This window comes from Pseudoalteromonas phenolica (assembly GCF_001444405.1).
GTDB classification, from domain to species: Bacteria; Pseudomonadota; Gammaproteobacteria; order Enterobacterales; family Alteromonadaceae; genus Pseudoalteromonas; species Pseudoalteromonas phenolica.
In genome coordinates this window covers 631,309-657,101 of record NZ_CP013188.1, presented here as the reverse complement: position 1 = coordinate 657,101, position 25,793 = coordinate 631,309, and the positions used below count along the sequence as shown (strand labels likewise).

19 protein-coding genes are annotated in these 25,793 nt (G+C 37.8%); 11 read left to right on the top strand and 8 right to left on the bottom strand.

Annotated elements, in window-relative coordinates; all coding sequences use genetic code 11:
- Positions 1-167: 167 nt before the first annotated feature.
- The 3 genes from PP2015_RS19970 (at position 168) to PP2015_RS19960 (ending at position 4,654) form a co-directional block, all read left to right on the top strand.
- Positions 168-1,553: an FG-GAP repeat domain-containing protein gene (locus tag PP2015_RS19970; RefSeq protein ID WP_058032249.1), complete on the top strand. Its 1,386-nt coding sequence runs from the start codon at positions 168-170 to the stop codon at positions 1,551-1,553.
- A 356-nt stretch (positions 1,554-1,909) separates the two neighbouring features.
- On the top strand, positions 1,910-3,787 hold the full coding sequence (locus PP2015_RS19965) for a hypothetical protein (RefSeq protein ID WP_058032248.1): 1,878 nt from the start codon (positions 1,910-1,912) through the stop codon (positions 3,785-3,787).
- A 309-nt stretch (positions 3,788-4,096) separates the two neighbouring features.
- Positions 4,097-4,654 (top strand): GNAT family N-acetyltransferase, encoded by a 558-nt coding sequence (locus tag PP2015_RS19960; RefSeq protein ID WP_058032247.1) that lies wholly within the window; start codon positions 4,097-4,099, stop codon positions 4,652-4,654.
- Between the two features lie 53 nt (positions 4,655-4,707).
- On the opposite strand, the gene PP2015_RS19955 is transcribed toward PP2015_RS19960, so the two are convergent.
- The gene (locus PP2015_RS19955; RefSeq protein ID WP_058032246.1) at positions 4,708-5,400 is read right to left on the bottom strand and encodes an SDR family oxidoreductase; all 693 of its coding nucleotides are present in this window, start codon (positions 5,398-5,400) and stop codon (positions 4,708-4,710) included.
- A gap of 71 nt (positions 5,401-5,471) precedes the next feature.
- Entirely contained in the window at positions 5,472-7,040 is a 1,569-nt protein-coding gene (locus PP2015_RS19950) for a DUF3612 domain-containing protein (RefSeq protein WP_083496697.1), read from the bottom strand.
- Positions 7,041-7,145: 105 nt separating this feature from the next.
- Here PP2015_RS19950 and PP2015_RS19945 point away from each other — a divergent pair, with 105 nt between their 5' ends.
- The gene (locus tag PP2015_RS19945) at positions 7,146-7,682 is read left to right on the top strand and encodes an aldolase/citrate lyase/malate synthase family protein (protein ID WP_058032245.1); all 537 of its coding nucleotides are present in this window, start codon (positions 7,146-7,148) and stop codon (positions 7,680-7,682) included.
- A gap of 168 nt (positions 7,683-7,850) precedes the next feature.
- On the opposite strand, the gene PP2015_RS19940 is transcribed toward PP2015_RS19945, so the two are convergent.
- From PP2015_RS19940 to PP2015_RS19930, 3 genes are all read right to left on the bottom strand, one after another.
- Positions 7,851-8,585: a type 2 periplasmic-binding domain-containing protein gene (locus tag PP2015_RS19940; RefSeq protein ID WP_157599126.1), complete on the bottom strand. Its 735-nt coding sequence runs from the start codon at positions 8,583-8,585 to the stop codon at positions 7,851-7,853.
- 237 nt (positions 8,586-8,822) lie between these two features.
- Complete coding sequence (locus PP2015_RS19935; protein ID WP_257720528.1) at positions 8,823-9,335, bottom strand: GrpB family protein; 513 nt, start codon at positions 9,333-9,335, stop codon at positions 8,823-8,825.
- Positions 9,336-9,364: 29 nt separating this feature from the next.
- Positions 9,365-10,594 (bottom strand): sensor domain-containing diguanylate cyclase, encoded by a 1,230-nt coding sequence (locus PP2015_RS19930; RefSeq protein WP_058032242.1) that lies wholly within the window; start codon positions 10,592-10,594, stop codon positions 9,365-9,367.
- A 724-nt stretch (positions 10,595-11,318) separates the two neighbouring features.
- Between PP2015_RS19930 and PP2015_RS19925 the strand changes: the two genes are divergently transcribed.
- The 7 genes from PP2015_RS19925 (at position 11,319) to PP2015_RS19895 (ending at position 21,636) form a co-directional block, all read left to right on the top strand.
- A complete protein-coding gene (locus PP2015_RS19925; protein ID WP_058032241.1) occupies positions 11,319-12,023 on the top strand; it encodes a hypothetical protein in 705 nt (234 codons plus the stop codon).
- 9 nt (positions 12,024-12,032) lie between these two features.
- Complete coding sequence (locus PP2015_RS19920) at positions 12,033-12,776, top strand: zinc-dependent metalloprotease family protein (protein WP_058032240.1); 744 nt, start codon at positions 12,033-12,035, stop codon at positions 12,774-12,776.
- A 274-nt stretch (positions 12,777-13,050) separates the two neighbouring features.
- Positions 13,051-16,908, top strand: a complete 3,858-nt coding sequence (locus PP2015_RS19915; RefSeq protein WP_058032239.1) for a TOMM system kinase/cyclase fusion protein — start codon at positions 13,051-13,053, stop codon at positions 16,906-16,908.
- Positions 16,895-17,617 (top strand): phytanoyl-CoA dioxygenase family protein, encoded by a 723-nt coding sequence (locus PP2015_RS19910; protein ID WP_058032238.1) that lies wholly within the window; start codon positions 16,895-16,897, stop codon positions 17,615-17,617. Before PP2015_RS19915 ends, PP2015_RS19910 begins: the two co-directional genes overlap by 14 nt.
- 14 nt (positions 17,618-17,631) lie before the next feature.
- Positions 17,632-17,928, top strand: coding sequence for a hypothetical protein (locus tag PP2015_RS19905; protein WP_058032237.1), 297 nt, complete (start codon positions 17,632-17,634; stop codon positions 17,926-17,928).
- A 172-nt stretch (positions 17,929-18,100) separates the two neighbouring features.
- On the top strand, positions 18,101-19,948 hold the full coding sequence (locus PP2015_RS19900; protein ID WP_058032236.1) for a hypothetical protein: 1,848 nt from the start codon (positions 18,101-18,103) through the stop codon (positions 19,946-19,948).
- Positions 19,945-21,636 (top strand): HEAT repeat domain-containing protein, encoded by a 1,692-nt coding sequence (locus tag PP2015_RS19895; protein ID WP_058032235.1) that lies wholly within the window; start codon positions 19,945-19,947, stop codon positions 21,634-21,636. The genes PP2015_RS19900 and PP2015_RS19895 overlap by 4 nt, the downstream gene beginning before the upstream one ends.
- A gap of 192 nt (positions 21,637-21,828) precedes the next feature.
- On the opposite strand, the gene PP2015_RS19890 is transcribed toward PP2015_RS19895, so the two are convergent.
- The 3 genes from PP2015_RS19890 to PP2015_RS19880 all read right to left on the bottom strand — a co-directional run bounded on the left by PP2015_RS19890 (position 21,829) and on the right by PP2015_RS19880 (position 25,683).
- Complete coding sequence (locus PP2015_RS19890) at positions 21,829-24,009, bottom strand: prolyl oligopeptidase family serine peptidase (protein ID WP_058032234.1); 2,181 nt, start codon at positions 24,007-24,009, stop codon at positions 21,829-21,831.
- 243 nt (positions 24,010-24,252) lie between these two features.
- Positions 24,253-24,864, bottom strand: coding sequence for an FMN-binding negative transcriptional regulator (locus PP2015_RS19885; RefSeq protein ID WP_058032233.1), 612 nt, complete (start codon positions 24,862-24,864; stop codon positions 24,253-24,255).
- A 165-nt stretch (positions 24,865-25,029) separates the two neighbouring features.
- The gene (locus tag PP2015_RS19880) at positions 25,030-25,683 is read right to left on the bottom strand and encodes a DUF5034 domain-containing protein (protein ID WP_058032232.1); all 654 of its coding nucleotides are present in this window, start codon (positions 25,681-25,683) and stop codon (positions 25,030-25,032) included.
- Between the last annotated feature and the right edge of the window lie 110 nt (positions 25,684-25,793).

The window sequence follows — 25,793 nt, the reverse complement described above, 5'->3', positions numbered from 1 at the left end:
ATAACGACGCGGATTGTAGCTGATTTTCAGATAAGCGACGAGCACTATCCACTTAAAACATGCTGGGTGCTCATTACATTTGCAACAGTTCATTACAAATTCGAACTTGTTTGCTCTGCAATTAAACCTAAGATAGAACCACACCAAGTTCGAGGAAAGGAATAAAAATGAAACACACGCTTTTATTGATGGCAGCGCTAGGCGCATCCTATTCAGCGATAGCAGCAAAAGACATTCCCATAAAAACCAATCGCAGCCTAATTGAAACAAAGAGCCCGATTATGTTTGCCTATCATGATGAAGACGCAAGTTTAGCTGAGCTGAATCTAGAAAGCATGGAATTCACTAAGCTCGAACTGCCAAAAGATACTTTTGGTTTTGATTACGGCAAGCTTGCGGGATCATCTAAAATCACCGCTTTTGTAATGAATAAAGAAGGCATTTTTTCTGTCGATAAACACGGCACTAGAAAGGTGCTTTCAACAAATGCACTGCTTTCTAAACTAGAATTCGACGAGTTTGAGAAAATCAATTTTATTAGCGACATTAATAATGATGGTCTGAGTGACATTGTTCTCCCTGACTTAACTCACTCAGAGATTTACATTCAAAACCCTGACAGCAGCTTTACTAAGCATACATTCAGCACTGAGCCTAAATTTTCGGGTAATTTTAGCAATGGTAAATTGCGTCTAGACATTGACCTAACCATGGTGCCTAAAGTATTCGACATAAACCAAGACGGGTTTAATGATTTAGTGTTTCATGATAGAGAGAAAATCGATGTACTTTATGCCAATAAAACAGGCTATGAAAACGCGCTTAAGCCTTTAAAACTGCCTGTTGTGACGGGCAAACTTGATGATGTAGAAGCGAATCGCCGTATTGCGAAATTACTCGATATCAACAATGACGGAAAGCTTGACCTTGTCACGCGTTATGCACCGATTGTTGAAGGCATGGACTCACTCGATGTTGAACTCACCTTTCAGGTATTCTACGGACAAAAAAATGGCCAATTTTCAGCAACTCCATTAACTTTGCCTAAGGCCTCTGGCACCAGTCGCTTTGAGTTCGATAATGACTTTAACGGCGATGGTAAAAGTGAATTACAAAAGTTTCATGTCGACTTTGGCCTAGGCACCATTGCTTCTATGGCACTGGGCGGCGGTAGCACTGATGTTGATGTAGAAATCAGTTTTTATGCGCAAAAGCCTGACGGTACCTTTTCTGAAGAACCTGACTCTGAAAAAGAAGTTGAAATGGAAATTGGCATGAGCAGTGATGAAATGGCGTTAACTTACTATGCTGGCGATATCAACGGTGATGGTAAGCAAGATGCTGTATTTAGAACAGGCAGCAAGACTTTGAGTGTTTACTATGGCAACGCCGAAACTGTTTTAAACAAAAAGCGCGGTAAAATCAAACATAAGCTACCTGATGATAGTAACGATATAAAACTTGTAGATATCAACAATGACGGCAAACATGATTTTGTGCTTAGGTTTAGAGATGATGATGGGAATAGCAAGATAATCACGCTACTCAACTAAAGCTGAATTTAAAAGTGGTATTGTAAAAGTAGCTTTGCCACTTTCCCTTCTCGGTGTAAACATAATTTTATATTTTTGCTAAAAACTATAAAAATATTCAAAACACCATTGATAATAAATAAATTATTAGGCAAAGTATCACCGATGTTTATTGTTCCAATCCACTTAATTTAGTGTTCTATTTTTGGCAAAGGGAAATTGTCAGTTACAGGCGTAATACTAACTATTTAGTTTTATCTAAAGACCTACCCACGCTAGTCTCAGTTTAACTTCCCCCATCAATTGAATATTCCGGATTGGTATTAACCACATTCTAAAATTTTAGTACTAAAGAATTTTCAAAAAGGTGAATACTTATGGCTTTTGATTATGGCTCAATAGATCTTGGGCTCAAAAACCCCTTCAAATTAGAAGGCAAAGTGACAGCATTAAGAGGGGTAATTCAAACTCTCACAGGTATGACACTGCTATTTTTTGCAGCTGGCCTTGTAAAGGAAGATCAAATTTCGGGCTGGATTTTAATGCTATTTGGCATTGTTAATTTAGCTATTGGACTCAAAACAGCAGCATCTGGTATTTACTCTACTTTAAGATATTTTGTTGGAAGAAATCACCCGACTTCTCTTGCCTATAATTTTAGCAAATCAGAATCATCTACTGCGCACAGCGAAAAAAATGATGTCGCTTACCGAGCGAAAACTTTGGAAGAAATGTTGGTAGGAAGAAAAAACAGCACTTTTGTCGAACCAAAGGGTTTCATCGCAAGACTGCTCCATAGTCTTTTACCTAAACTACTATTCTTGCCTTATCCCATCAGAAATATGACGCAACGAATCTTCAATGCATGGATTAGTACGATTGTTGCTTTAGTGTCATACGCCCTGATCGCCTTCGTTTCTTTAACTGGTTTTGCTGGTGAAGTTGGTGAATTGGCCTTTCCTATTTACAGCTGTTTTTTAATGCTCTTTATTTTTCTTACTTGGCGCTCGGCTGGAAGACCAATTTCTAGAAAAGCAGAAAGTACGATTGAAACCTTAGGCACCGCGAGTTTTACCAAAATTATTGCCCTATCTATTGTTTTACCTTTAGTCATTGGGCTTGTTATGTCATTTTTAATGAACAAAACTGGGTTCTCGAAGCAAGATATTGAGCAATTTTTAAATCAACTTCCTTCTTTTAATTCAGGTCTGTACTTAATTGGTATTGTTGTATTTGCACTGATTGGCACAGCAATTATTGGCTCTATGATTAGCGCCCGTTTAAATAAGGTTGATCCTGTCACTGAAGTATCAGAATTACGAGAAAACTGGCAAGAATCTGTTCACCCGAATGAAATCTTTATCAATCTTGATAATTTAGTCATGGCTAACAGGCGCTATAGAGAGGTTCCTAACAGAGTTTATAAAGAGCTAGACCCTAAACTGCAAGAGCAAGTTGATGGTAAAGGTGGCTTTAACGGTGAAATGATTCAAGAAGTGCAACCCAAATTTTCACCTATGAACTTAGGTAAAACATTCGAGCTATCTCGCTTGTTTTCTTTATTATTCGGTAATATCTTCTTTATTATCACTCTAATCTTTAGTGTTTTATTAGCTTACCAAGCGATTGATTTAGCAAAATTTGTTAGTAGTCAAAACATAAATAGCTTTGAAACAGCTTTCAATTCTGCAAACTTATCCACCTCTGCCCAGATGTTGATGAACATCGTTCAATTATTTTTAATAGGTGCGATATTTAAAGCCTTCGCTCGCCTTATGACTAATTCAGCTCATGTATTTTTTGCAGAAATGCAATTCGAGTCATTACTTGTATATTTTAAATGTGAAGGCACGTTTACCGAATCTAAGATTTCTACAGGAACAGGTATTCATGATTCAACTCGCTCAGAAAATACGCTAGTAAGAAGCAGTATCACACCTTGGATTATTGTTTCACGTATTGTGAGTTCAACATTCGCAGCGACAGGTTTAAAAAATCTAGAGCACCCAAGGCACATACTCGAGATGCACAAAGATGAATCGCAATTAGATGCTATAAAGCATGATATTGTGAGCTTCTTGAAAGATAGAGAGTCTATTGCTTCTATTACCAGTGAAAGAGATTTAGGAAATGCTTCACAGCTTTATCAGTTAAATCAACAGACGAGAGCAATGAGCGGACAAAGTATCGCACATAAACAAGATGAGGAAGCTGCCGGTTTTTTAAGAGCCGAACAACCTGAAAGTGCAAAGTAACGTCTCTTTAATATATGTTTGTCAGCCACCTTTACGTACAAACACAAAATTCAGGTTGTCAAAGGTTATTAAGAGGAAAACTGATTTTGATAGCCTGTTTCTTGTAATAGTGGCAGGTTATCATTAAGCTTAAAACCTAACTTTCAGTAGGTGCGCGGTAAATATGCACACCAAGCTAAATCGCAATAGTTAAAAGCAGATGTAAATTATTGTCTGCTTTTTTTATGCAATTGACTCTACTATATACTTGTAGAACGAACATTATTTCATTATCTTAAACAATAGAAGAATAATAAATCGGTGATATACGTGCAGTATCTACCTCTCGAACACACGCATTTTCAAGATGTGATCTCACTGGCTAATACCGTGCATGGTGAAAACTACATGGATGAACAAAGCCTAACTAAAATGTATCAACAGGGCATCAAACATGATATTAATGCCAGTTTCGTTGCAATCAATGACCAAAACGAACTAGTCGGCTTTAGATTAAGTTATGCCGCAGATCAATGGGACATAGATAAATGGTGTAGCCCAAAACTCTGGCCTGTTCTTCCTTCACAGATGGCTTATTTCAAATGCATTGCTGTTTCTGAAAAAGCCCAAGGCCAAGGCATAGGCCCTAAGTTACTTCATGCTTCGATCGTTGCTTTAAGGCAACAAGGTGCTTTGGCTGGTGTTGCGCATTTATGGAAACAAAGCCCAGGTAATGGCGCGGTGAAGTACTTCACGAAAGCAGGTGGTGAATTGATCAAACTACACGATAACCGCTGGACGGAGTTATGTGATACGCAAGGTTATGTATGTACGGTCTGTGAAAACAGTTGTCAGTGCCAAGCGGCTGAAATGGCTTTACTTTTTTAAAGTTTAGTTACGAAACATTGCGCGGCTTATAACCGCGCAACTAAAGGCTTTTCCTACCAAGGTATTTGATCACCTTTATAGCTATAAAAGCCACCACTTTGGTCGTCAGTCAAAGATTCAATAACTTGCTTTAACCCCATAGCCGACTCTTCAGCGCTTATCAATGCATTTGGTCCGCCCATTTCTGTTTGAACCCAACCAGGGTGAAGCGCAACCGTTTTAACGCCTTGCTGCAATAAATCATTTGATAAGCTTTTGACTACTGAGTTTAAAGCTGCTTTCGAACTGCGGTAAATGTAGCCACCGCCTTTAGTATTTTCAGTATGGCTTCCAACTCGCGATGATAAAGCTGCGATTATTTTAAGTTCACTATTTAAGACTTGAGATACAAAAGCTTCTGCCAGTTTAGTTGGCGCAATCACATTGGCTTCAAATACCTTTCGCCATGCCGCTGTATCACAATTGCCAAAGCCATAACCTTTAGGTCCATAGAGCCCGGCATTATTCAAAAGCACATCGATTTTTAAATCGGCTAATTTCTCACTCAAATTTGCCATTTGCTGATAATCGGTAATATCTAGTTCATAGACATAGAGGCGTTTGAATTCGTTCTTTAACTGATTAAGCGAAGTAGCAGCATCACTGTTACGACACGTTGCGATTACTTGCCAATCATCAGCTAAAAAGACCTTAGTCAATGCTAGCCCTATGCCACGGTTTGCACCGGTAATAAACACTGTTTTCAATCGAGTTCACCTAATATACCCAAACTTCCTCAAGATGCATGATTCAGAGCGCTGCCTTGTCTGACAGCCTATCAATTCTCGCTGAACCTCGTATCTTGAGGTGGTTTAGTTATATATTCAATACTTTGTGTCATTTTGCCATTTTTACATTTGCCATAACACCCCGGCTTTCTTGGGCAGCTGTTACCTCGAATACAAATAACCCTGAGTTCAGATGCTAACCCCCGCTCGATCCAGTTAATGTTGAGAATACGCGCGACACTAAGCAATTGTTGACGAATGTTATGTGGCACAACCGTTGAGCCGCCATGTTTAATACAAAGTGCTTGTAGGTTCTCAACGACAGCTTGCGCATCAGTGCCTTGCGCATCAATTGCAGGGTTCAAATCAATACCCATACACAAAACATGTTTCGCACCCGCTAAATCTTCGACTAAAACTGACTCGCAACAGTACAAGCGCGTCTTACCATCAACACTCAAAATTGAAAGCTGCGCACTGCTCTCTCGTGACATTTCTCCAAACTTTCTGAATACCGCCCAGTGCTGACAGGGGTCTTCAACCTGACGCATATTGCCCCAAGGCAGAGGAATACCATTGCCCCGATAAACTGCTTTCAATTTACCTGGTTTATACGCATCAAAGTAATGCCAATGTGGGTAGGGTGACACCACAGTCATGCGACGCATGGCCACAGACACCGAGATATCGAGTTGCTTATGTACTGAGATATCGTAACCATAGCTATCTAATAATTGCCTAAATGGCGCTTTAGGACACAGTAAAGCGCCTGCAAAAAAGCTGGCTTCAAAGTCTTGCCATGCTTGCAGTATATCTTGCGCATTAGGTGTAGTATGTAATTCGGTTTCTTTTTGCTCAGCCCCTCCTATCGATAATATACATTTTACTCCGTCTTGATTATGTAAAACTGCATGGCCAATGTGCACCGCTAAGTCATATTTCAATCGGCTTTCTTTGTTCTTTAATTTCTCATTCAAGAACACAATGTTGGGTGATCTTAAAAAAGAGCTGACCAATCGTGACTTGTTAACTTGTTTTACTTCGTTATGCTTCGCTTTTTCATTAAACCACTTAATTTCTAGGCCTTTTTCTTGAGCGATGCGTATTAAATCGTTGGAGGTTAGATATAAGTTTTTATTGCCTACTTCTTCTGCTGCACGCTCTAAGTCAGGAAAATGATTTTGATGGTGTTCTTGGTGAGCACGTATTAATAAATGTGCGAATTGACGGCCGCTTATCCCTGTTTGAGACAGCATTTCTGGAATAGCGATTTGCAAAATATCATTACTAAACAGAAAGTTGGGCTCAAGTGCCATACCTGTGATCCCGCCGCTTCTACCTTTGTCAGGGGTAATGGTATCTTTTTCAGGCTCACTGTCTAAAAACCACTCAACAGGCTTTTGAAAAACTTGGGCGAGATTTTCGAGCATTTCTTGACTCGGTGTACGCTTGCCGCGCTCTATCATAGATAGGTAAGAAACAGAGGGCGCTGAGTAGGCATCAACTCTTACACATCGACTTGATAAATCTTCCAAGGTCAGATGGTTACGCTTTCTTAAGTTACGTATTTTGGTCCCCAAAAAATGAGATTTCCGCATTAATGTTGATGTTTTTTTCACTGCCGTCCCCTGCTTATATTTCATTCACACAGTAAAAATAGCAGGTTTTGTAAAATTTACACTGTGAAATTCTTTTTGTGAAATTATAAAAAATATTCACATACACTGAATTTAACAACTAACAAAAATGATTTTATGAATGAGGTTACGATTATGACAGCACTTACTCGCAGTGAAATTACCGATCAAACATGTCAGAAAATGACACTTGCAAAACAATATCTTGATGAGCATTGTCCGCTTGATCAAGGTTCACACACTCAAGTGACACATTACTTGGTTTACTACAATCACTTAATGGCGTTTTTCGCAGACGGCAGTCACTGCGGTTTAGAGCAACCAAAACAATTTGTTGCCCTATGCGGACACCGTGATGACCCAACGGCTATTTTGCTCAAGAAAAAAGATGACTTACATATTGAATTGACCTTCAATCGCCGTGGCGATACAGGCCAAATTGATATGGCACACATCGATGATATTCAAATGGAAACACAACTAAGTGCTGTTGATAGCAACAATGAATCCACTCAACTAAAACGCCTTTGGATCAGCTTTTTAACCGGCATTGAATATTCAATAGTTCGTGAAGGTCAATCTAAAGCCTATACCGCTAAAGATGGCAGCGAGTATGTGTTGTAAAATCTATTAATATCAATGAATGATTTGTTTTTGAAATCACATACAATGGCATAGAAATCTGAGAGCACCGTTAAAAAATAGCGGTCGGTGCTCAATTTATCTAATGCCATAGCACGTGTATTTTAAGATCTCGCATAATTAAAAAAACGAATCTTAGAAAAGACTAAGTTACTTATGAAAAACCTCTCTACTGAAACCGTATTTAGCCTTCAACCCTTCCAACGCAGCCAAAAAGCTCTCTTGCTCAAACAAAGATTCAATTATGTTAAATTGACTCTCTAGTTTAATTGGACTTAACAATGCACGATAATACTGCTCATGAGGCACTTTGGAGAAGTAAACTAAATCTCGCCATTGAGGGTATAGATTAAAATAATAATTTAATGTCGCTCTGCTGATCACTGCAACGTCAAGGCGTTTCTTAATTAACATTTCTAATAGTTGTAATTCAGAACTCGTCGGCGTCAACTTCGCTTTTCTTTTTTTTAGAACTGGTGCAACTCTAAAATAATGATAACCACGAACTCCCCCAATATTCATGTTATACAAAGACACTTCACCCAAATAATTAAAGGGCTTAGTTACTGGTGAAATGAACTCATCTCTATCATTGAGGAGTGGTTTAGTCCAAAGAAATTTAATTTTGTCTTTATCTTTGAACCACACAGGGTGAACTCCTAAGATCATGCCATCTAAGGTATCATTCGCAATCTCTCTATTTAGCCTTTTACGAGGTACAAATTGAGGAATGAACTGATACTTATCTTGAAAGCTATTAAAAAGCTCAATGAGTTCAAAGTAGAGACCGGTTTCTAATTCTAGTTGTTCTATATAAGGAGGTTTTAAGTGGTAAACGTAAACATAAACTTTTTCAGAATTATCAATTCTTTTACTCTCTTCCATAGCCATCGAGGGTAAAGGGCTGATAAACAATAAAAGCAGAGCAGCAAAGAAAATTGGCACGTTAATTCATTAATTTATTGAGCATTTATTAAGATATAGACGATTTTGACGTTTCTACCAATACTATTTTACTCTCATTTATTTATAGAAACGTTTTAAAACCAACGTTAGTTGAATCTAATGAACTAGACTAATAACTGTATAGCGCATTATCTTAAAACATGTACCTTAAGCTGATTAGATATTACTAAGAGTTTTTTTGTTCCAAAGTTTCGCCTCTTCAAGACGAGCTTTAATGAACCCATCTTTAATTGCCATATACTTTTTCATATCGTTGTTACAAGCTTCAGCAGCTAATAATTTTAGTTCTGCATAATTAAAAGCGGCTTGTTTATGTGTTTTTAAATAATCCCTGAACAAACGGTGGTCTTCTGCATGTGGGTGGTTTTCTTCAAAAATATGTAAATGATGGCTACGTTGAACCCCTCCTTTTTGAAAATAGCGCCTACCAGCAATGCCATTTTCACCTTTGGAAACAAACCCCAATTCTTCAAACTTAGTGATGAGGCTATCAATATGACTTAAAGACTTTACTTCAACAAGTATATCAATAATAGGCTTAGCGCATAATCCAGGAATTGACGTGCTGCCAATATGTTCGATAGAAGTCGCTTGCTCGCCTAACAATGAAACTAAACTTCGTTTAGTTTCAAAAAACATCTCAGGCCATTTCGGGTTATATGCAAGCACTTTAATAACTCTTTTCAATTGATTGCGCCTTAGTTTAAAAATGTGACACAATTTCGACCACTTTCTTTCGCTTTATATAATGCTTTATCGACTCGAGAAAAAACATCATCGAAACTGGTATCTTTGCTACTAAATTCAGTTAAACCAATACTCACCGTAAGCTGAATTTTTTGAATACCACAAAAGAGCGAAGACTCAACCTCTCTTCTCACTCGTTCAGCAACACGATTGGCAGAAGTAATGTCTGTACAAGGTAATAAGATTGCGAACTCTTCTCCGCCAATACGAGCAAAAATATCTTCTTTTCGTAATAGGCACGCAACAATTGCAGTCAGGTTTTGGAGTACTTCATCGCCCACAGGGTGACCATATCTGTCATTTATTTTTTTGAAATAATCCACATCAAAAGTCAAAAGGCCAACCTCCATGTTTTGACGCTTAAAAATGCTATAAGCTTTCTCAGCCTCTTTTAGAAAATAGCGGCGATTATAAATTCCAGTTAAATCATCAGTATTAGCGAGACGTTTAAACTCTTCTTTTAGCTTATAAATTTCTGTTACATCAGTTGAAAAGCCGATGAGAGAACGTTTACCAGCCATAGTTACAGGCACTTTAACGCTTAAATAATGATATTTTTGCTCGTTATCGATCACGGTTTCTTCAACACGCAATACTTGCTGATCCAATATCACTTTTGAATCACTAAGATGAAAATGCTCCGCGGTTTCTTCAGATAAAATATCTTGCTCTTTTTGACCAATTATTTCCTTTGAATCTAAACCGAATAAATCTGCAACTTTAGAGTTTACATAAAGAAAACGACGATCCTCATCTTTCATATAAACATGGGCTTCAACATTATCAAGAATAATACTCAAAAGTTGCTTTTGCTCTTCAACTTGTTCTCGAAGCCGTTTTTCTTCAGTAACGTCATGTGCAATACCCGCAAGGCCTATGATCTGGTTCTCGTTGTCAAAAAGCGGTGATTTGATAATACGATAAACTCTTTGTTCAGAAGTGTTTCGGACAAAATTAGATTCTTCTGAAACAACTTGTTGTTGACCAGATAAAACTTTTATATCGTTTTCAACCATTTGTTGAGACATTGAAAGATCGAAAAATTCACTATCACCTTTGCCTATGATGTCACTTTTTGAACAGCCAAATAAAACTTCGACTTTATCATTTGCATATGTATATTTCCCTTGCATGTCTTTTGCGAAAATATAAGCGCCTAAGTTGTCACATATTTTAGACATTAAGGACACTGGCTCATTTGAGATCTTATTTTTTATATTTTCCAAAAAAATATCCCTTCTCAGTTTTAATATTTTTTGAATGTTTATCCGTGAGGAACAATAATAACTTAGCACAACTAAAGTAAATGAAAACTGATTTGCGAGTAATCACTTCACTTTTAGATACTAAAAATTCTATAGCTTAAATTATTGTCTCCCCATGTAAACTTAAGTGTTAATTGTTCACTTTTACTAAAAAATTTATTTGAATTAGATAATACGGTAGATAAAAACTGACCGCTAAAGTTAATTAAGTTTTTTAAAATTTAACTTCAGGAACCTTCATATAAGCGCTCTTGATAAGAGCCATAATCCTGATTTTCAAAATTCTATCTTGAAAACCCTAATACTGATAAGACCTAGATCAATACATAAATAGAACCAAAAAAATCAGGCTTCAAGAGCAAAAATCAATCAAACGAATCGTACAATAATTATTTGGTAAAGCACTTTACTGTTACTAAATTGATAACAGTTAACAAACAAAGTTGTTTAGAAAGATAAAATTTGAAAATAAAAATCACCTAACAAACGATATGTTAAAATTTGTAAACAATTCAAAATATTGTTTTTATTACATAAAATGTAAAAATACATCAAAATAAATACATTTAATTTACATTTATTGTTGATAATGATACATCAGTGCGTATAAATTGTTCTCTTTTACACAGGAGGCGACAATATGAAACGTACTTTACTAATCTCACTCTGCGCAGTTGTCATCTGCTCAATTTATTTTTTTAGCAATCAGAAAGATGATAATCAAACAACTTCTTTAATCTCGGGTAAAAAAACTGATGAAGTCGAGGTTAATATCATTTCTACACCTTTTGTAAAAGAAACAGCCATTGTCGCCGACAAACCATCAGTTAAATCAGATATTGAACCTTCATTTTACGCTATTAATAAGTTGTCAGAAAAAGCGCAATCCGTTCTTTCTGAAGCAGGTGTTTTACCCTCAGATCTTAATAACGAAGCTTACATAGAATTTGATTTGCCTTCACTTCAAGAGCTAGAAGCGGGTGACAATTTTGAGCTGATGATCCCGCAATCAGCAGAAACATTCATAGCTGAAGTAACTTTCATTGATGTCGCAAGTAACGGAGATAAAAGTATCTTTGGGAATGTAACCGGTGCTGATGGGCGTTTTCATACCACCGTATTAACTGTTGGCAAAGATGCTGTTTACGGCCAGCTCACTGCGCCAAGTGGAAATTATGTGTTTGAATCAAAAGACCAATATGGATGGATTGCTGCAAAACGGGACTTGTATAGAAAACACGTTGAGTTCGAGCACTCTGAGTCAGAACATCACTCAGATGCACAACACACAGAGCAAGAAAAAACTGACATATTTGCTCCTAAATTTAACAACACTAACAAGTAAGGAAAACAGATGAAGACATCACTTAAAACACTAGTCGCTGCATCAGCAATTGCGTTCTCTGGTTTCGCTTCGGCGGTTACCATTGATATAGGTATTCTATATACAGATCAAGCAGCTGCTAAAACAGCAAATATTAATACTAAAATCAATCAACTGATCGCCTTTTCGAATCAGGTTTATCAACAAAACGGCGTAGACATTCAGCTTCGTTTAGCTGGTAGCCAAAACCTAGGAAACTACGCCATCACACCTGAATCTAGCTGGTTAAATGCTGTTACAAACAGCACTTATGTCGCAGATTTGCGCAACACTTGGCGCGCAGATATGGTCGCAGTACTTGGTACAGGTGAAAGTGCGGGTAATGGCTTAATCTCATGTGGATTAGCTTGGGTAGGTCAAGGCACTAACGGCAACCTTTACAGCTCAATGAGCGATCGTATGTTCAGTATCACTGCTATAGATTGTGGCGCAACGACATTTGTTCATGAGCTAGGCCACAATCAAGGGCTTGCTCACTCACGCAAACAAGGTGATACATCTGGTGGTGTATACGTAGACGGCATGGGTCATGGTGTACAAAATAACTTTGCAAGTATTATGGCTTACCCGCACGTTTTTGGCTCAGCAACTCAGTACGATTACTTTGCTAACCCAAATTGGTCTGTAGGTGGAGTGCCTTATGGCGTTGTAGGTCAAGCATATGGTTGGAAGACTGTAAACGATACAAAATACAGCATTGCAAACTTTAAATAATTAGCAAATAAGCGCTGTGTAATATTTAATGAGGTGCGCTCTGTACCTCATTTTTAATTTATAGATGTTAAATTTTTCTTATATAAACATCATCTTTTATTTCTATTCTAAGAATAAAACCTTTTTCCTAAAGTACCCAAAAAGTTTGTCGATAACTTGGCAATGCAATATTCGCTTGATATGCTGAAAGTGTACATGCAAGCATCTGTTTTAAAAGAATTAATCAGCTTTTAGCAATAATAATTTCACTACAAATAATAAATTGAGTGTTCACATGTCTTTATCGCAATTTTCAGATCAACTCATACATGAGCAATTTTCATCTGACCAATATCAACTCTTACATAAAATTGGAGAAGGTGGATTTGGTAAAGTTTTTAAAGCAATACAAGTCAATACTGGGCAGCATGTTGCCATTAAGTTTTTAGCGATAGAACCACATTGTGAAGAGCAACAAAAACAGCGGTATATAGAGCGGTTTAAAAGAGAAACGGCATTAAGTAGTCAGCTACAACACCCAAATATTGTCCGATTACTCGACAAGGGTCAGATTAATGATGATTTGTTATATGGGGTGTTTGAGTACATTGAAGGCCAATCTCTCAGAGAGCATCTTATTCAAGAAGGTGCACTAAACGCCGTTGACGCCAAAGAAGTCATGCTTCAGGTACTTGACGCCCTAGTTCACGCTCATCAAAATGGTATAGTTCATAGGGATATTAAACCTGCCAATATCATGCTCACAAAAACGGGGGCAAAGACACACGCTAAAATTCTCGATTTTGGTATTGGCACGCTCACTCAAGATAGCCGCCAAGCCGATTTTAATACGCTAACACTCACCCAAGAAACATTAGGCACACCATCTTATAGTGCCCCAGAACAATTACGTGGTGAACCTGCAACAGAGAAAACTGACCTTTACGTTTGGGGTTTAGTTTTCTTAGAGTGTTTAACTGGCCTACCTGCAATAACCGGGTCAAGCATTGCTGCTGTTTACCACAAGCAATTAAGTGATATGCAAGTATCAATACCAAGTAGTTTACTGGGTCACCCCATCGCAGCTTTATTACGACGTGTGTTAATTAAAAACGCCACTGACAGAGTAATTACTGGTGATGCGCTTTATCAAGAAGTAGCCCTAGTTAACATGTCTAATCTGGTTGGCGTATTAGCAGATCTGCGAGTACAACAGCAAGCAGATGATGACACAATGATCATGCGTGATGATGGTCCTGCTGGTGCGTCAATGCAAAATTTTACAGCCCATATTGAGCGCAAACAGATCACAGTTTTAGCCATGCGACTTAGCAGCAAAGTGCTAACAGACAAAGAGCTTGATTTAGATATTGTCGATACTTTATTTAGATCTCAGCGGAATCACTGTATAGATATTGCGACGCGCTATGGTGCCACCCATGTTGGTAACTTAGCAGATTCAGTGCTGTTTTATTTTGGTTATCCAATTGCATCTGATAACGACACGCGCCTTTGTGCTCGCACAATTTTAGATGCTATCAGTGACATCGCTAAGCGTAACGCACTTACTCAAGAAGCACATGGTGTGCAAATTAATGTGCATGCAGGTATTCATGCGGGTGTGTTCACAACCTATGCGACCGCTATGCCAGAAGGCCATATTGCGAATACTGCGATGGCGCTAGCAAGAGAAGCTGGTGAAAGACAAATTTTATGTAGTGAAGAGTCAAGGGCCATTCTTGAACCCTATTCAGAGTTTGAATATTTTGGTGAAAAATTACTAAGCAGTAACCTTAGTAAAAAACGTATATTCAGCTTAAAAGGTGAACGCCGAGTAGAAGCCTTTGGCTTTATGCGTGGCACAAGAAATAGCCATGAGCTCGTAGGAAGAAGCAACGAACTCGAACAGTCTCTGTCGATTTTTAATCATGAGAGTACAGAAAGCCGCTTTACCCATATTCATGGTGAAGCCGGTATTGGTAAATCTCGTTTATTACAAGAAATCAGAAGCAGTGCGTCTAAGTACCAACACCTTGTAGCTCAGTGTTTGCCCGAGCATCAAAATAATGCACTGTACCCTATTTTAACTCTAGTTCGTTACTTATATAACACGAGCAATTTAACCACATCAAATGCAATAGAGACCTTTACAGCCATTATAACAGCGCATGACAAAACATTAGATTGCGAGCAAGTATTACCGATCTTACTGATCTGGTTAAACATTGAATTAAGTGATGAGTTAACAGCTTCAACATTGGCACCAGATGCGCAAAAAGCTTATTTATTTAAAGCTCTTACTGCATTATTAATGAGTCAGAGCTTCACTATCAACGCTAACAAATTGTACATTGTCGAAGATATTCACTGGGCAGACATAACAACCATTGAATTTATTCAGCACTTCGCGAAGCAACTCCATAATGGCGACGTACTTATAAGTACTTCACGTCAAAAGGTGCCTACCCAATTACAAGATCTCACTTTGCTAGAAGTTGGTTTGAAGAAATTAACTCAGCAAGCAACTGAAGACTTCATCGTAAAACTATTTGATGATCAAGCCGTATCACAAAACGTCCTTGATGTGCTTGTAAACCGTACTGATGGTATTCCGCTGTTTATCGAAGAACTCATTGATATGCTTAAGCAAAAAAAATTGGTAAGTGTAATCAACGATGCAATTAACTTCACCAGTCCTGACAAACTAGACCAAGTCCCTACCAGCCTGCGTGAGTCACTTCAGCAAAAGTTAGACAGTTTAATTCATGCTAAAGAAACCGCTCAACTGGCTGCCACCATTGGTCGTGAGTTTGAATATGAACTGCTAGTTGCCGCTTCATCATTAAGTGAAAACCAAATTCAAAATGACTTAAATGAACTGGTAGCAAAAGACTTAATTGTTCATCAACGCAGTGTGGACCATGATAGTTATATCTTTAAGCACGCTTTAGTGAGGGATGCTGCATATGAAAGTACAAATACGGCAAGCAAAGAAAAGAACCATAATAAGATAGCAAGCATACTAGTAACAAAACCAAAATTAGAAGCTTTGCTAATTGCATATCATTACAAACATGCACAAAAATTCTTATTAAGTAGCACATACGGATTTAAAGCTGCAGAGCATACTTACGAAGGCTCTTTGTATAAAGAAGCCTTCAACATAACAAATGAATACTTTCAAATCGCCAAAAAGATAAATGATGAGACTGAATCAATAAAGTGGCAACTTAGATTAAATAGCTACAATATAAGTTCTCTGATGCTGGGATTTGGTTACGGTGATGTTCGAATTTTTGAAAAAGCAAAACAAAATGAGGTATTACTTAGGCAATCCAACGAGTCTATAGATTTATCAACTGAGGAATATCAAAGATTGCACCACCAACTGATTTGGTCTCAAATCAGTTACCACAACAACAAGAACGAAAGATATAAAGCAATTACGCTGGCAGAAGAAGCTTTGACAGACAACACTCACAAAGCGACCTACTTACATCGTCTACTAACTCAATCAATGCTTGCAAATAATTATGTATTTGATGCCCAATTAGAAAAAGCTGAACAATCTTTATCCGAGTGTTTTGCTCTTTTAGATGAACTGAACCATGAAGAAATTAGAAATGGTTTAAAAACTTACGGCTTACTTCCAAACTGCCTACCTTATTATTTTAATGGCATTTTCCAAGCTGTTACAGGCCAGTCAACCCAATCAATAAAAAGCGTAGAAAAAGCACTTCAAATCGCCCAAAAGTTTAATCACTTACCTAGTTATCTGATGGGATTAAATTATTCTGCAATTATTTCTTACATTATCAACGATACAACTCTTGCAAAAAAAACAATAGAACGGGCACGACAAGAATTTAAGACTGATTCACATCTCTATTTAGTCTTTATTCCTACAGATGCACTCAATGCATGTTTAAACCAAGATACTGATATGCTGAAGGGTATTTGTGAAAAAATTGAAAAAACTGGACAAGTGCACTCACTATCTTTCTATAAAGCTATGTACATAGATACTTTAATTGAATCTAAACAGATTGATCGTGCATTAAATCAACTTAGTGAGTTAACTTCCTGGTGTGAGACTCAAAACGAAAAAATAATGCTAAACAAATTAAAGGAATTAAAAAATGGAATCTGTTAGTGACGCGTTACATCACGAATTCAATGAAAATGGCTATGTAGTTGTCGATAACTTATTTGACGAAAACACATATCAAAAACTAGCATCAGCTGCGTACTTATTAACCATTGATAAAATGAACTTGATTGAAAAAGATATAAAAAATGATTTGAGTGATATCTTTGAATTCATTTGTAATAAACCAAATTACCCAATTGCAAATACAAACAATCGTTATTTATCAAGAAGTCACCTTGACTGTCGAGCTGATAAACTCATCGACACCATCGCTACCAACTTGATTGCAGCTGACATTCCAGAAAGGCTTTTAGGTCATAAAGCCAAAAGAGCCGACTTTAAAGGTTACATTTCTCTCATTCCTGAAGATACAGTGAGAGGGATTAACAATCTTCATCAAGATTATCCCTTAGATCATGATGTTAATGATTTAGTTATGTGTTGGTGCCCAATCACTCCCGTCGATAAAGCAAATTTCAGAATCATACCTGGTACACACAAGCTAGGCGCTTTGCCACAAGAGGTGTTTGGTCAATTTAAACAATTACCGCCAAACATCACAGAACAGCTCAAAGACAGAATTAAAACCGTTGAAGTAAAACTAGGACAAGCCATCATCTTCAATACAAAAACGGTACATTCATTAGAAAAAAACTTTACTAGTAAGACAAACTGGTCTTTTTTCGTGAGTTTCGAAAAAGACTTTAATTAAACAAGGAAATTATAATGTCAAAAGAAACATTACTATCACCAACTTTGCATTTTTTAAATGAAATTATGAATAATCCTGAAAGCTGTAAAGCGTTTTCAGACGACCCTGAAAAATTTTTCAAAAAATTTGAAAAAAAGTATGAATTGAAGCAGGAAGTGAAAGATTGCCTATACCATCCTATGCAAGGGCTTGAAGAAATACTAAAGATTGTTAAAGGTGAATTGACAACAACAACGACAAATTACCAGCCTATTATTATTCTTCCACCTCCAAGTGAAGGTAAAAAATCTAAATCGAAGTCGAAATCTTAAACTATATATTTAAGAGTTAACTCGAATATAAAATGAGTGACACTTTGGTGCTTACTCATTTTATATTCAATTTCTGAAAACACTTGAATGTTAACTTTACGTTAATTCATTTTTTATCCATAATTGCTCCGTAGAATAAATTATTGGAAAACTTCATACTAGGGAATCAATTATGCGTCGTTTTACGACTTCTTTAATTGCTGGCGCCATGCTTACTGTACTTTCAGGTTGTGAGCTGGGTAGCAATGACACACCAAGCAATATTGCTGTTACAAATATCTCAACTGGCCCACTAGATACATTAGAGCCGAACCAAACTGTAAAAACTTACTATGATGTTGAAATTGCAGGTTTCAATAGCGTAGACGTCGATGTGCATTTTTACTTAATTCATGCCGCAGAGCTCGATGAAGAAACCGGTGATGAAGTAGAAATCGACGAAGTTCATAAAGTTGGCGCATTAGAACTTTCTCAAGTGTCTGAAGGTAGCCACAGTTTCGAGACTGAAATTACTATTCCTAACGACCTGATTGGCGGTCATTACCACATTATCGCGCAAATTGACCCGCACGATGATCATGCTGAAGACATTGAAGATGATAACCATCCTTCTGTGGATCACGAACCATTTGCAGATGGTGAATTTCCTTTCGCTGACGTACATGTTCGTGTCTTAGAAACGCATGACTATAAATTACTGAGTGCCGAGTTTGGTCAAGAAGCGTTAATCTTAGATGCACCAACAACTGACAATGGCACAAGCCATCACCACTCTGATCTAGTAGGTTTTATTGTCGCTGATTATGAAGGCGCTGAACTTGGTTCTACTAGTATCAAAGCCGAAGTTATGGTTAACGGCAACTGGGAAGCAACCCATTTCTGGAATGCTCAAAACCAGGGGTATGAAGATGTGATCTTACATAACTTCACTGCTGGTTTACATGACGAGCATATAGGCTTTGACATTGCACTAGAAGATGACTTGCTACAACGTATTCATGACGAGCACGATGCAACGCAAGAACAAAACTTGCAAGTTCGCTTCATCTTAACTGATCTTGCTGAAAATGCTGAAACGATCACTGATAACAACGTGATTGAGACGCAAATCCCGCTTTATTTCTACACAGGTGAAGAAGCTGATTCATCTGAAGGGTTTGCTAAGCGCAGTCCACAATATGCCGTTGGTTTAGCGAACATTAAGCTTGAAAAATCGTTCGATAAGTCTTACGGCGATAAGTCAAAATTCAGTGTCGGTGTTGATTTAAATGGCCAATTATTCATTGTACCTACTGGAGATATTGGTGGCCGTGTAACTGGTGAAGGCATCGTTGAAGCCTACTTCTTCAATGCTAAGAACACGCTATTTAGCATTTCTTATGATGGTAGCGCTTATGTAAGCGGTAATAACACAGGCTATGCGTCAGAAATGATCATTTTCAATAATGTTGTTTTTGAAGATGAAAAATACGTCGCTAAATATGAAAAAGCGTGGGAAAAGAAATGGGAAGAAGAGAAAGTACTTGCGCAAGCACGCTTTACTATCGGTCCCGTTCCTATGAGTGTTGAAGCTGGCGTAAACGGAAGTTTAGGTTTTGAACTAACTGTAGGCTACAACGCTGAATTATACGCCGAAGGTGACTTATTCCACGTTGACTTCGGTGCATTTGGCCGTGGTGGTGTTAACTTAGGTCTAGTATCTGCTGGTGTACAAGCTGTTCTAACGCTAATCGACAATACCTTCTCATTAGAGTCTAATGCAGGTTTTGCACTGGTCAGCACAGGTAATAACAAGCCACATATTTATTATGGTATTGAGCTGAAAAATGACCTTGATGTGATCTCAGGTAAGTTTGGCCTATATGCTGAAACGGTTGGTGTTAAGTGGTGTAAGAAATGGGGTATCCCATACCCGTGCGGTAAAAAGACCACTAAATATGACCTTTGGTTATATCAAACAAACAGTGTTTACAATAAGTCTTGGACACTTTACTCGAAAGAGGACGAAATCGAACTATGATCCTATCATGTCGATTAAATTTGCTTGCTGCGCCCTTGGTGGCGCTAGCAAGCTTTCAAAGCCAGGCAAGCGCTTTTTGCCAACCTCAATTTGACTTCAACATAAAGTCTTTCACCAGTTTTAATTACACCAAGCTTAACAGCCCAGCTCAGCAAACTGATATTGAGATCCAAGGTAAGTTGTCTGTTATTTCAGTCAAAAAAGAAGATGAAAAAAATTGGTGGGCGATTAAGGCTGATAAAGTCAAAACGGTGCAAGGGCAGCTATCGATGCCTTTACCAAATTACGAACGGCCTTTTGCATTTAAACTCAATGAACAGGGCCTTATCACCGAATTTTATTTCGCTGATACTTTAGATACCCAGTCTCAAGATCAACTTAAAGGTCTTGCTTATTACTTACAGTATCAAAAGAACTTATCTAAAATTACCAATGAAACCGATACGCTCGGTGAGTACCGTGTTAATTATCAGCAAAAAGAAAATGCCTTAAGCTTTGTCAAAGTGAATTATGAGCACAAAAATAAGCAGGCATTAAATGCTTTTTCTCATATTGAGGTGGAAAAGTCAGATCAACAAATCACGCCCTCAGAGTGTTTTTTAGATTCCCGTGATGGCATAGAAAAGTTGAACTTAGTGGGTGCAGATCTCACTTTTACATCTGAGCAAAGCTTCAGCGTTAAAAAGCTCAAGCAACCTTTTGAAACAGCCCTTTTCTCAATGTCTGATGATTTATCACTTTGGCAAAGTACTCACGTTGAGTTAACTCAAGCCGAAAAAGACAAGTTAAAGAAAGAATTACTCGCTTTTGTTACTGAGCAAGATATTACTCAGATTGATGCACATACTCTGGCCTTGTTACTGAAAAAATACGATGCCGTTATTGGTGAGTTAAGAGGCGTTATCTTAACTAATCAGATTTCAGATAATGCCCAAATGCGCTTATTTAATGCACTTGGACAACTCGATACCCCGTCAAGCCAAGTGTTATTAAGTGGTTTATTGGTAGGCACTGAAAAGCAGCCGCAAACTCAATTTAGAGCCCTGCGCGCGCTTACACAAGGACACCAACCTCTTTCTCAACAAGCAACCGACACGCTTTTAAGTCTCTTGAATGATGGCTTTTTAAGTGTTGATCAAGAAGTGAGTTCAAGCTTCTACATGACACTGGGCATTCTACTAAATAATCGAATTGGCTCAACGACAGCACAGCAACTTAGCCAAGCGATTGTTGAACACATCACGCTCAGTGAAAGTGAAGGTAAAACGGCCGACTTAATCACGGCGCTTGGTAATAGTCGCGATGAACAACACGTTGAACTGATTGAAGACTACTTAACTGATAGCAGCCCACGAGTCGAAAAAGCATCTATCAGAGCGCTAGGTATGATGCAAAGCGATTCGGCTTATCAAAACCTTGAAAAGCATTTTAATACTCACTCTGGTAGAAACACCAAAGCCTTACTTTCAGCACTTGGTAATTATGATATGAAGCCAAAAACCAGTGACTCGGTGCTTAATCTAGCGGTAAACGACAATGACGACGCAGTTCGTTATGCGGCGATTAATGCATTAGCCAAACAGCCTAATAACGAAGGTATTAAACAAACACTTAGACAGGCACTTCGCTCAGAAAAGTCTAAACGTAACTTTAAGGCCATTGTTAAGTTACTGCATAAGAAAGATTAAAAAAGGCGCTAAGGCGCCTTTTTTATCTAAGTCTTAAACTTTACTAAATAGTCTCATGATGTAGTGTTTGATGGCGACTGCTACTCTTATGGCCGACACTTTCAATCAGCAATAAACGTGACATAATCAGAAAATAGGAGGTTTCCCTCCTATTTAAAATCATTATAACTACATCACAAACTCAGTTTTTAACTAGTTTTGAGACTGGAAGTCAGGGTGCCCAGATCTATTAAGCATAAAGCTGTAAAGGTCAACATAACGCCTAATGTTTTGCTGAGTGCTTGATCCAGCGCCATGACCTATTTTATCGTCAGCTCTAATCAATAGCATTCCTGAATGCTCTGATGATAGATACTTTGCAGCAAATTTTGCTGTATGCCAATAATCAACCCTTTTGTCATTAAGACCTACATCAAGGTAGATATCTGACAAAGCACTCACATCATCAAGCATTTCATAAGCGTCCATTGCGAGTATCGTTTTAAAACCCTCTTCATTTCTAGGGTCACCTAATTCACCAATTTGGTTTGCACCATTCTTAGACTGTAAAATTCTTGTCGGGTTAAGAATTGCAACTGATAGCGCTGCATGGCCGAACAGATCAGGTCGCTTTAAAACTGCGGGAGCAACTAAAACCCCTCCCATACTTACGCCATATGCGCCTAATAACTTTGGTTCCGTTCTACCTGTTTTCACCAAATGCTCAGCACAAGCGATGAAATCAGCATGGCCATTTGGTTTATTCTTGCCTCTTCCCATCTCATGCCAAGTCCGGCCTTTTTCACCTCCTCCTCTGACATGACAATTTACCCAAATACCACCCTCTTCATTGAATGGGAACATCCTTGGACGATAATTAGGCTTAATGGGGGTACCGTAACCACCATAGGCAAATAAAATTGTTGGAGATGGGTCTTTTAAGTCCGAAGATTTGCCAAATATTGTTATCGGAACTAAAGTACCATCCGCACTCTTGGCATGCTCTCTCAAAACTTTAAAGCCAGCGGGAAGCTCATGTGTAGCGCTATTCAAGCCTAGAGAAGTTATATTACCAGAGTTGTATTTGAAGTATTCTCGAGAATGCATTGGATTCTCAACAGAAAATATAATTGCGTCTGAAGCGTTGTCACTTGAAAGAGATGTAACTACGCCATCAAATGGAAGAGAAATATCAGTGATCTTTTTGCTGAGATCAATGAAGCTTACGCTATCAAAGCCATCTTTCATGCTGACAACAAACAAACCACCATTTACTGCAGTAATTGAAGTGATGACTTCATCACCTTCCTCTAAAACTGGCGTAGCATCATTGAGGTTTTGTGACTTATTTAAATCAAGTTTCAATACCTCGCCATCAGGTGCCGTTTTCTTAGATAGAACATACAAGTCATTACCAATTAGCGCACTGCTCGTTATTCTATCTTTATAGTCAGCTACAATCTTCCATTCTGACTTACCTTGCTCTTTAATTAACACTCTTTGATCAGGTCTAGCTCCAGTGCCCCAACCTAATACCCAACGGCTATTTTTAGGGTAAATTACAACAGGAAATTCAGCAGAATTAAAATTAGCCCCGTTGTCTATTCCAAACCCTAGTTCCAGATTACGCTCATCGCTTCCTAATTTAACATTCTCAACAACCATGCCTTGAATGGGATCGTTGTCTATTGCATATGTCATTTTAGTGATAGAAAATTCTGTGTCGCTTTTCCAACTAGCAACAAACTCACCCCATACAGGAGATACTTCTGTGTCTAAGATTCGCAAAGAATCTGTGTCAATAATTCTTACTGTACCAACTTCAGAACCGTCTGGAGAAATGTGAAAAGCAATATATTTACCGCTTGGAGAAACAGAATAACTATGTATTGCTGCCGAACTGCCATCATTATTGTTGTACTTAGCAGGATCGACAATTAAGCGCTCTTCTCCTTTTATGCGAACATATAATTTTGCTACGGAGTCACTAGGCATCTTATGCAAATAAAAAAGTTTATCGCCTGACAACTTGGCTTGAGAGAAACTAGATTGTGCGCTAAATAGCTTTGCAGTCGCCTCTTCCAAACGGTGTCTACCGACTTGAGACCCAAGCAGTTCATCTGTTTGTTTAGCTGAACTTAACATCCAAGCTTTCAGTCCATCTTCTTCTTTTTCCATCCAACGATATGGATCATTTATTTCATAACCAAAAACGGTTTCTTTTATTGGTATTTTTTTAGGTGGCTTATTAATTGAAGCGTCGCTTGATGCGTCATGATTGGAGCAAGCAGCCAAAACGGCTATAGAAATTATAATAAATAGGTATTTCAAAACATATCCTTTGAGAGTTTTATAAGTAAAAATTAAATCCCAAGCGAGGATACTTAATAACATTTTCACCGTCAAACATTAATGCTTATAAATCATAAGGTTGAACTTTAATCTTCCTTGAGAATTAATCTCCAGCCTTTCAGTTGAATATAGAGTACAACCTAATACCTACAAAGTGCCTAGAAACCATAAATTAAGTGGGTGAATGATAAATCAAAACTCTGTTCAAATGGCCTGAAAACATAAACCCTTATGATCGCTCTATAAATTATATGTGAAGCTGCCAAACCAAAATAAGCTGTACATTTAACTTGCCTCTATACAACCAATACCGACATTTATTTTCTTCATGTACTGTGCAAGCATCTGAGACTCATGGTCTTTTGAATATAAACCATCAAAAACACCTTGTTGGTCGTTAACACTTCGATGCTGCCCTAGCTTTAACTTACCTTCAATGCTTAAAATTTCTATTTCAACACCAATGATAGCTCTAGACAAACGCGCATTAAATTCATGATTATAAATATCAACTTGATTGAATAAGTCCGCTTCGTATTTTTCAACTGTTTGAGTCACTACAGACATCGTCTCTTGCCCATCGAGAAGTTTTACTCTTCCTTTAACGTGTACCGCAGCATAGTTCCATGTCGGTACGGCAGGCCCTTTTTCATACCAACTGGGTGAAATATATGCATGAGGCCCTGAAAAGATAATCAGCACTTCTTTTGCATCTAAGATTTTGTGGTGTGGATTTGCTTTGGCTAAATGTGTGAGAAGTGTGTTGCTATCTTCATTGAAAATAAATGGTAGGTGTGAGCCAACTAGATCATCTGAGACTAAGCAACCAAAGCCAAAGTCATGGATAAATTGGACGGCAACAGCGTCGGACATTTTTTGATTTTTTGGTATGTGCATAGTGTTACTCCTATTTATTTAGAAGTAACACTAATCAAGTTTGGTCTATAAATATTCAACCAAAAACGAATTGAGTACTAGACCAGAGAAATCAAAAGTCGTTTATAGTCATCTTTTTAACGCATGCCAAGCTATATGAATACAAGGTGCCACAACTCATCATGCTTATTGATTAAAACTAATCTCTCTAGACTCCAATAAGAATTGCTCTCCTGAGTGAAAATTAATTTCTATATAGAAAATATGATTTTGTTTATATTTGGGTTCTGTATTGAGCGCCAATTGGGTGATTTCAGCAGGCATATTGTCTGGCTGCGCAATGAACTCTGCCACAGAAAAATAGTCTACATCGCCATTTTTTTCACTGTAATAAGGAGTAGGTACGTAATCTAGGTACACCACATCAAAAACATCATTCAAACTGCTTCCTGCGGGTAAATCATCATTGAAAGCGGCACTAGAAGTAATTTTAATACTCGAAATGCGCTGCTCTGTGAAAGGTAACACAGGTGAGCATGCATATGCTTTACCCATAAGTGAAAAGTCAAAGACTGAATCAAATCGTTTAGCGAGCGAATTTTTCTCTATCTCAAGTTTTATAATAAAGTTCTTAAAGTCAATGGCGTCAACACTTTCATAAACATCTCCACTAACATGCTCACCTCTCAGATCCGAATTAAATACACTCAGAGTATAATCATTAATAACATACTCAGGATTACTAAAACTTCCACAAGGGTTATCAGGTTCTTCATCATTACTACAACCTACAATTAATAAGGCAAGAAAAGCTGAAGTAAATATGGTACTGCGTTTCATAGATGCATCCTTTCTAGTTTAAATAAGTGTTTCTATTCTGACTCCAAATCATATTTCTGCAAAGCCTGTAGCATCACTTTTTAGTTTCATTCTGATCTTGTTTGTAAATT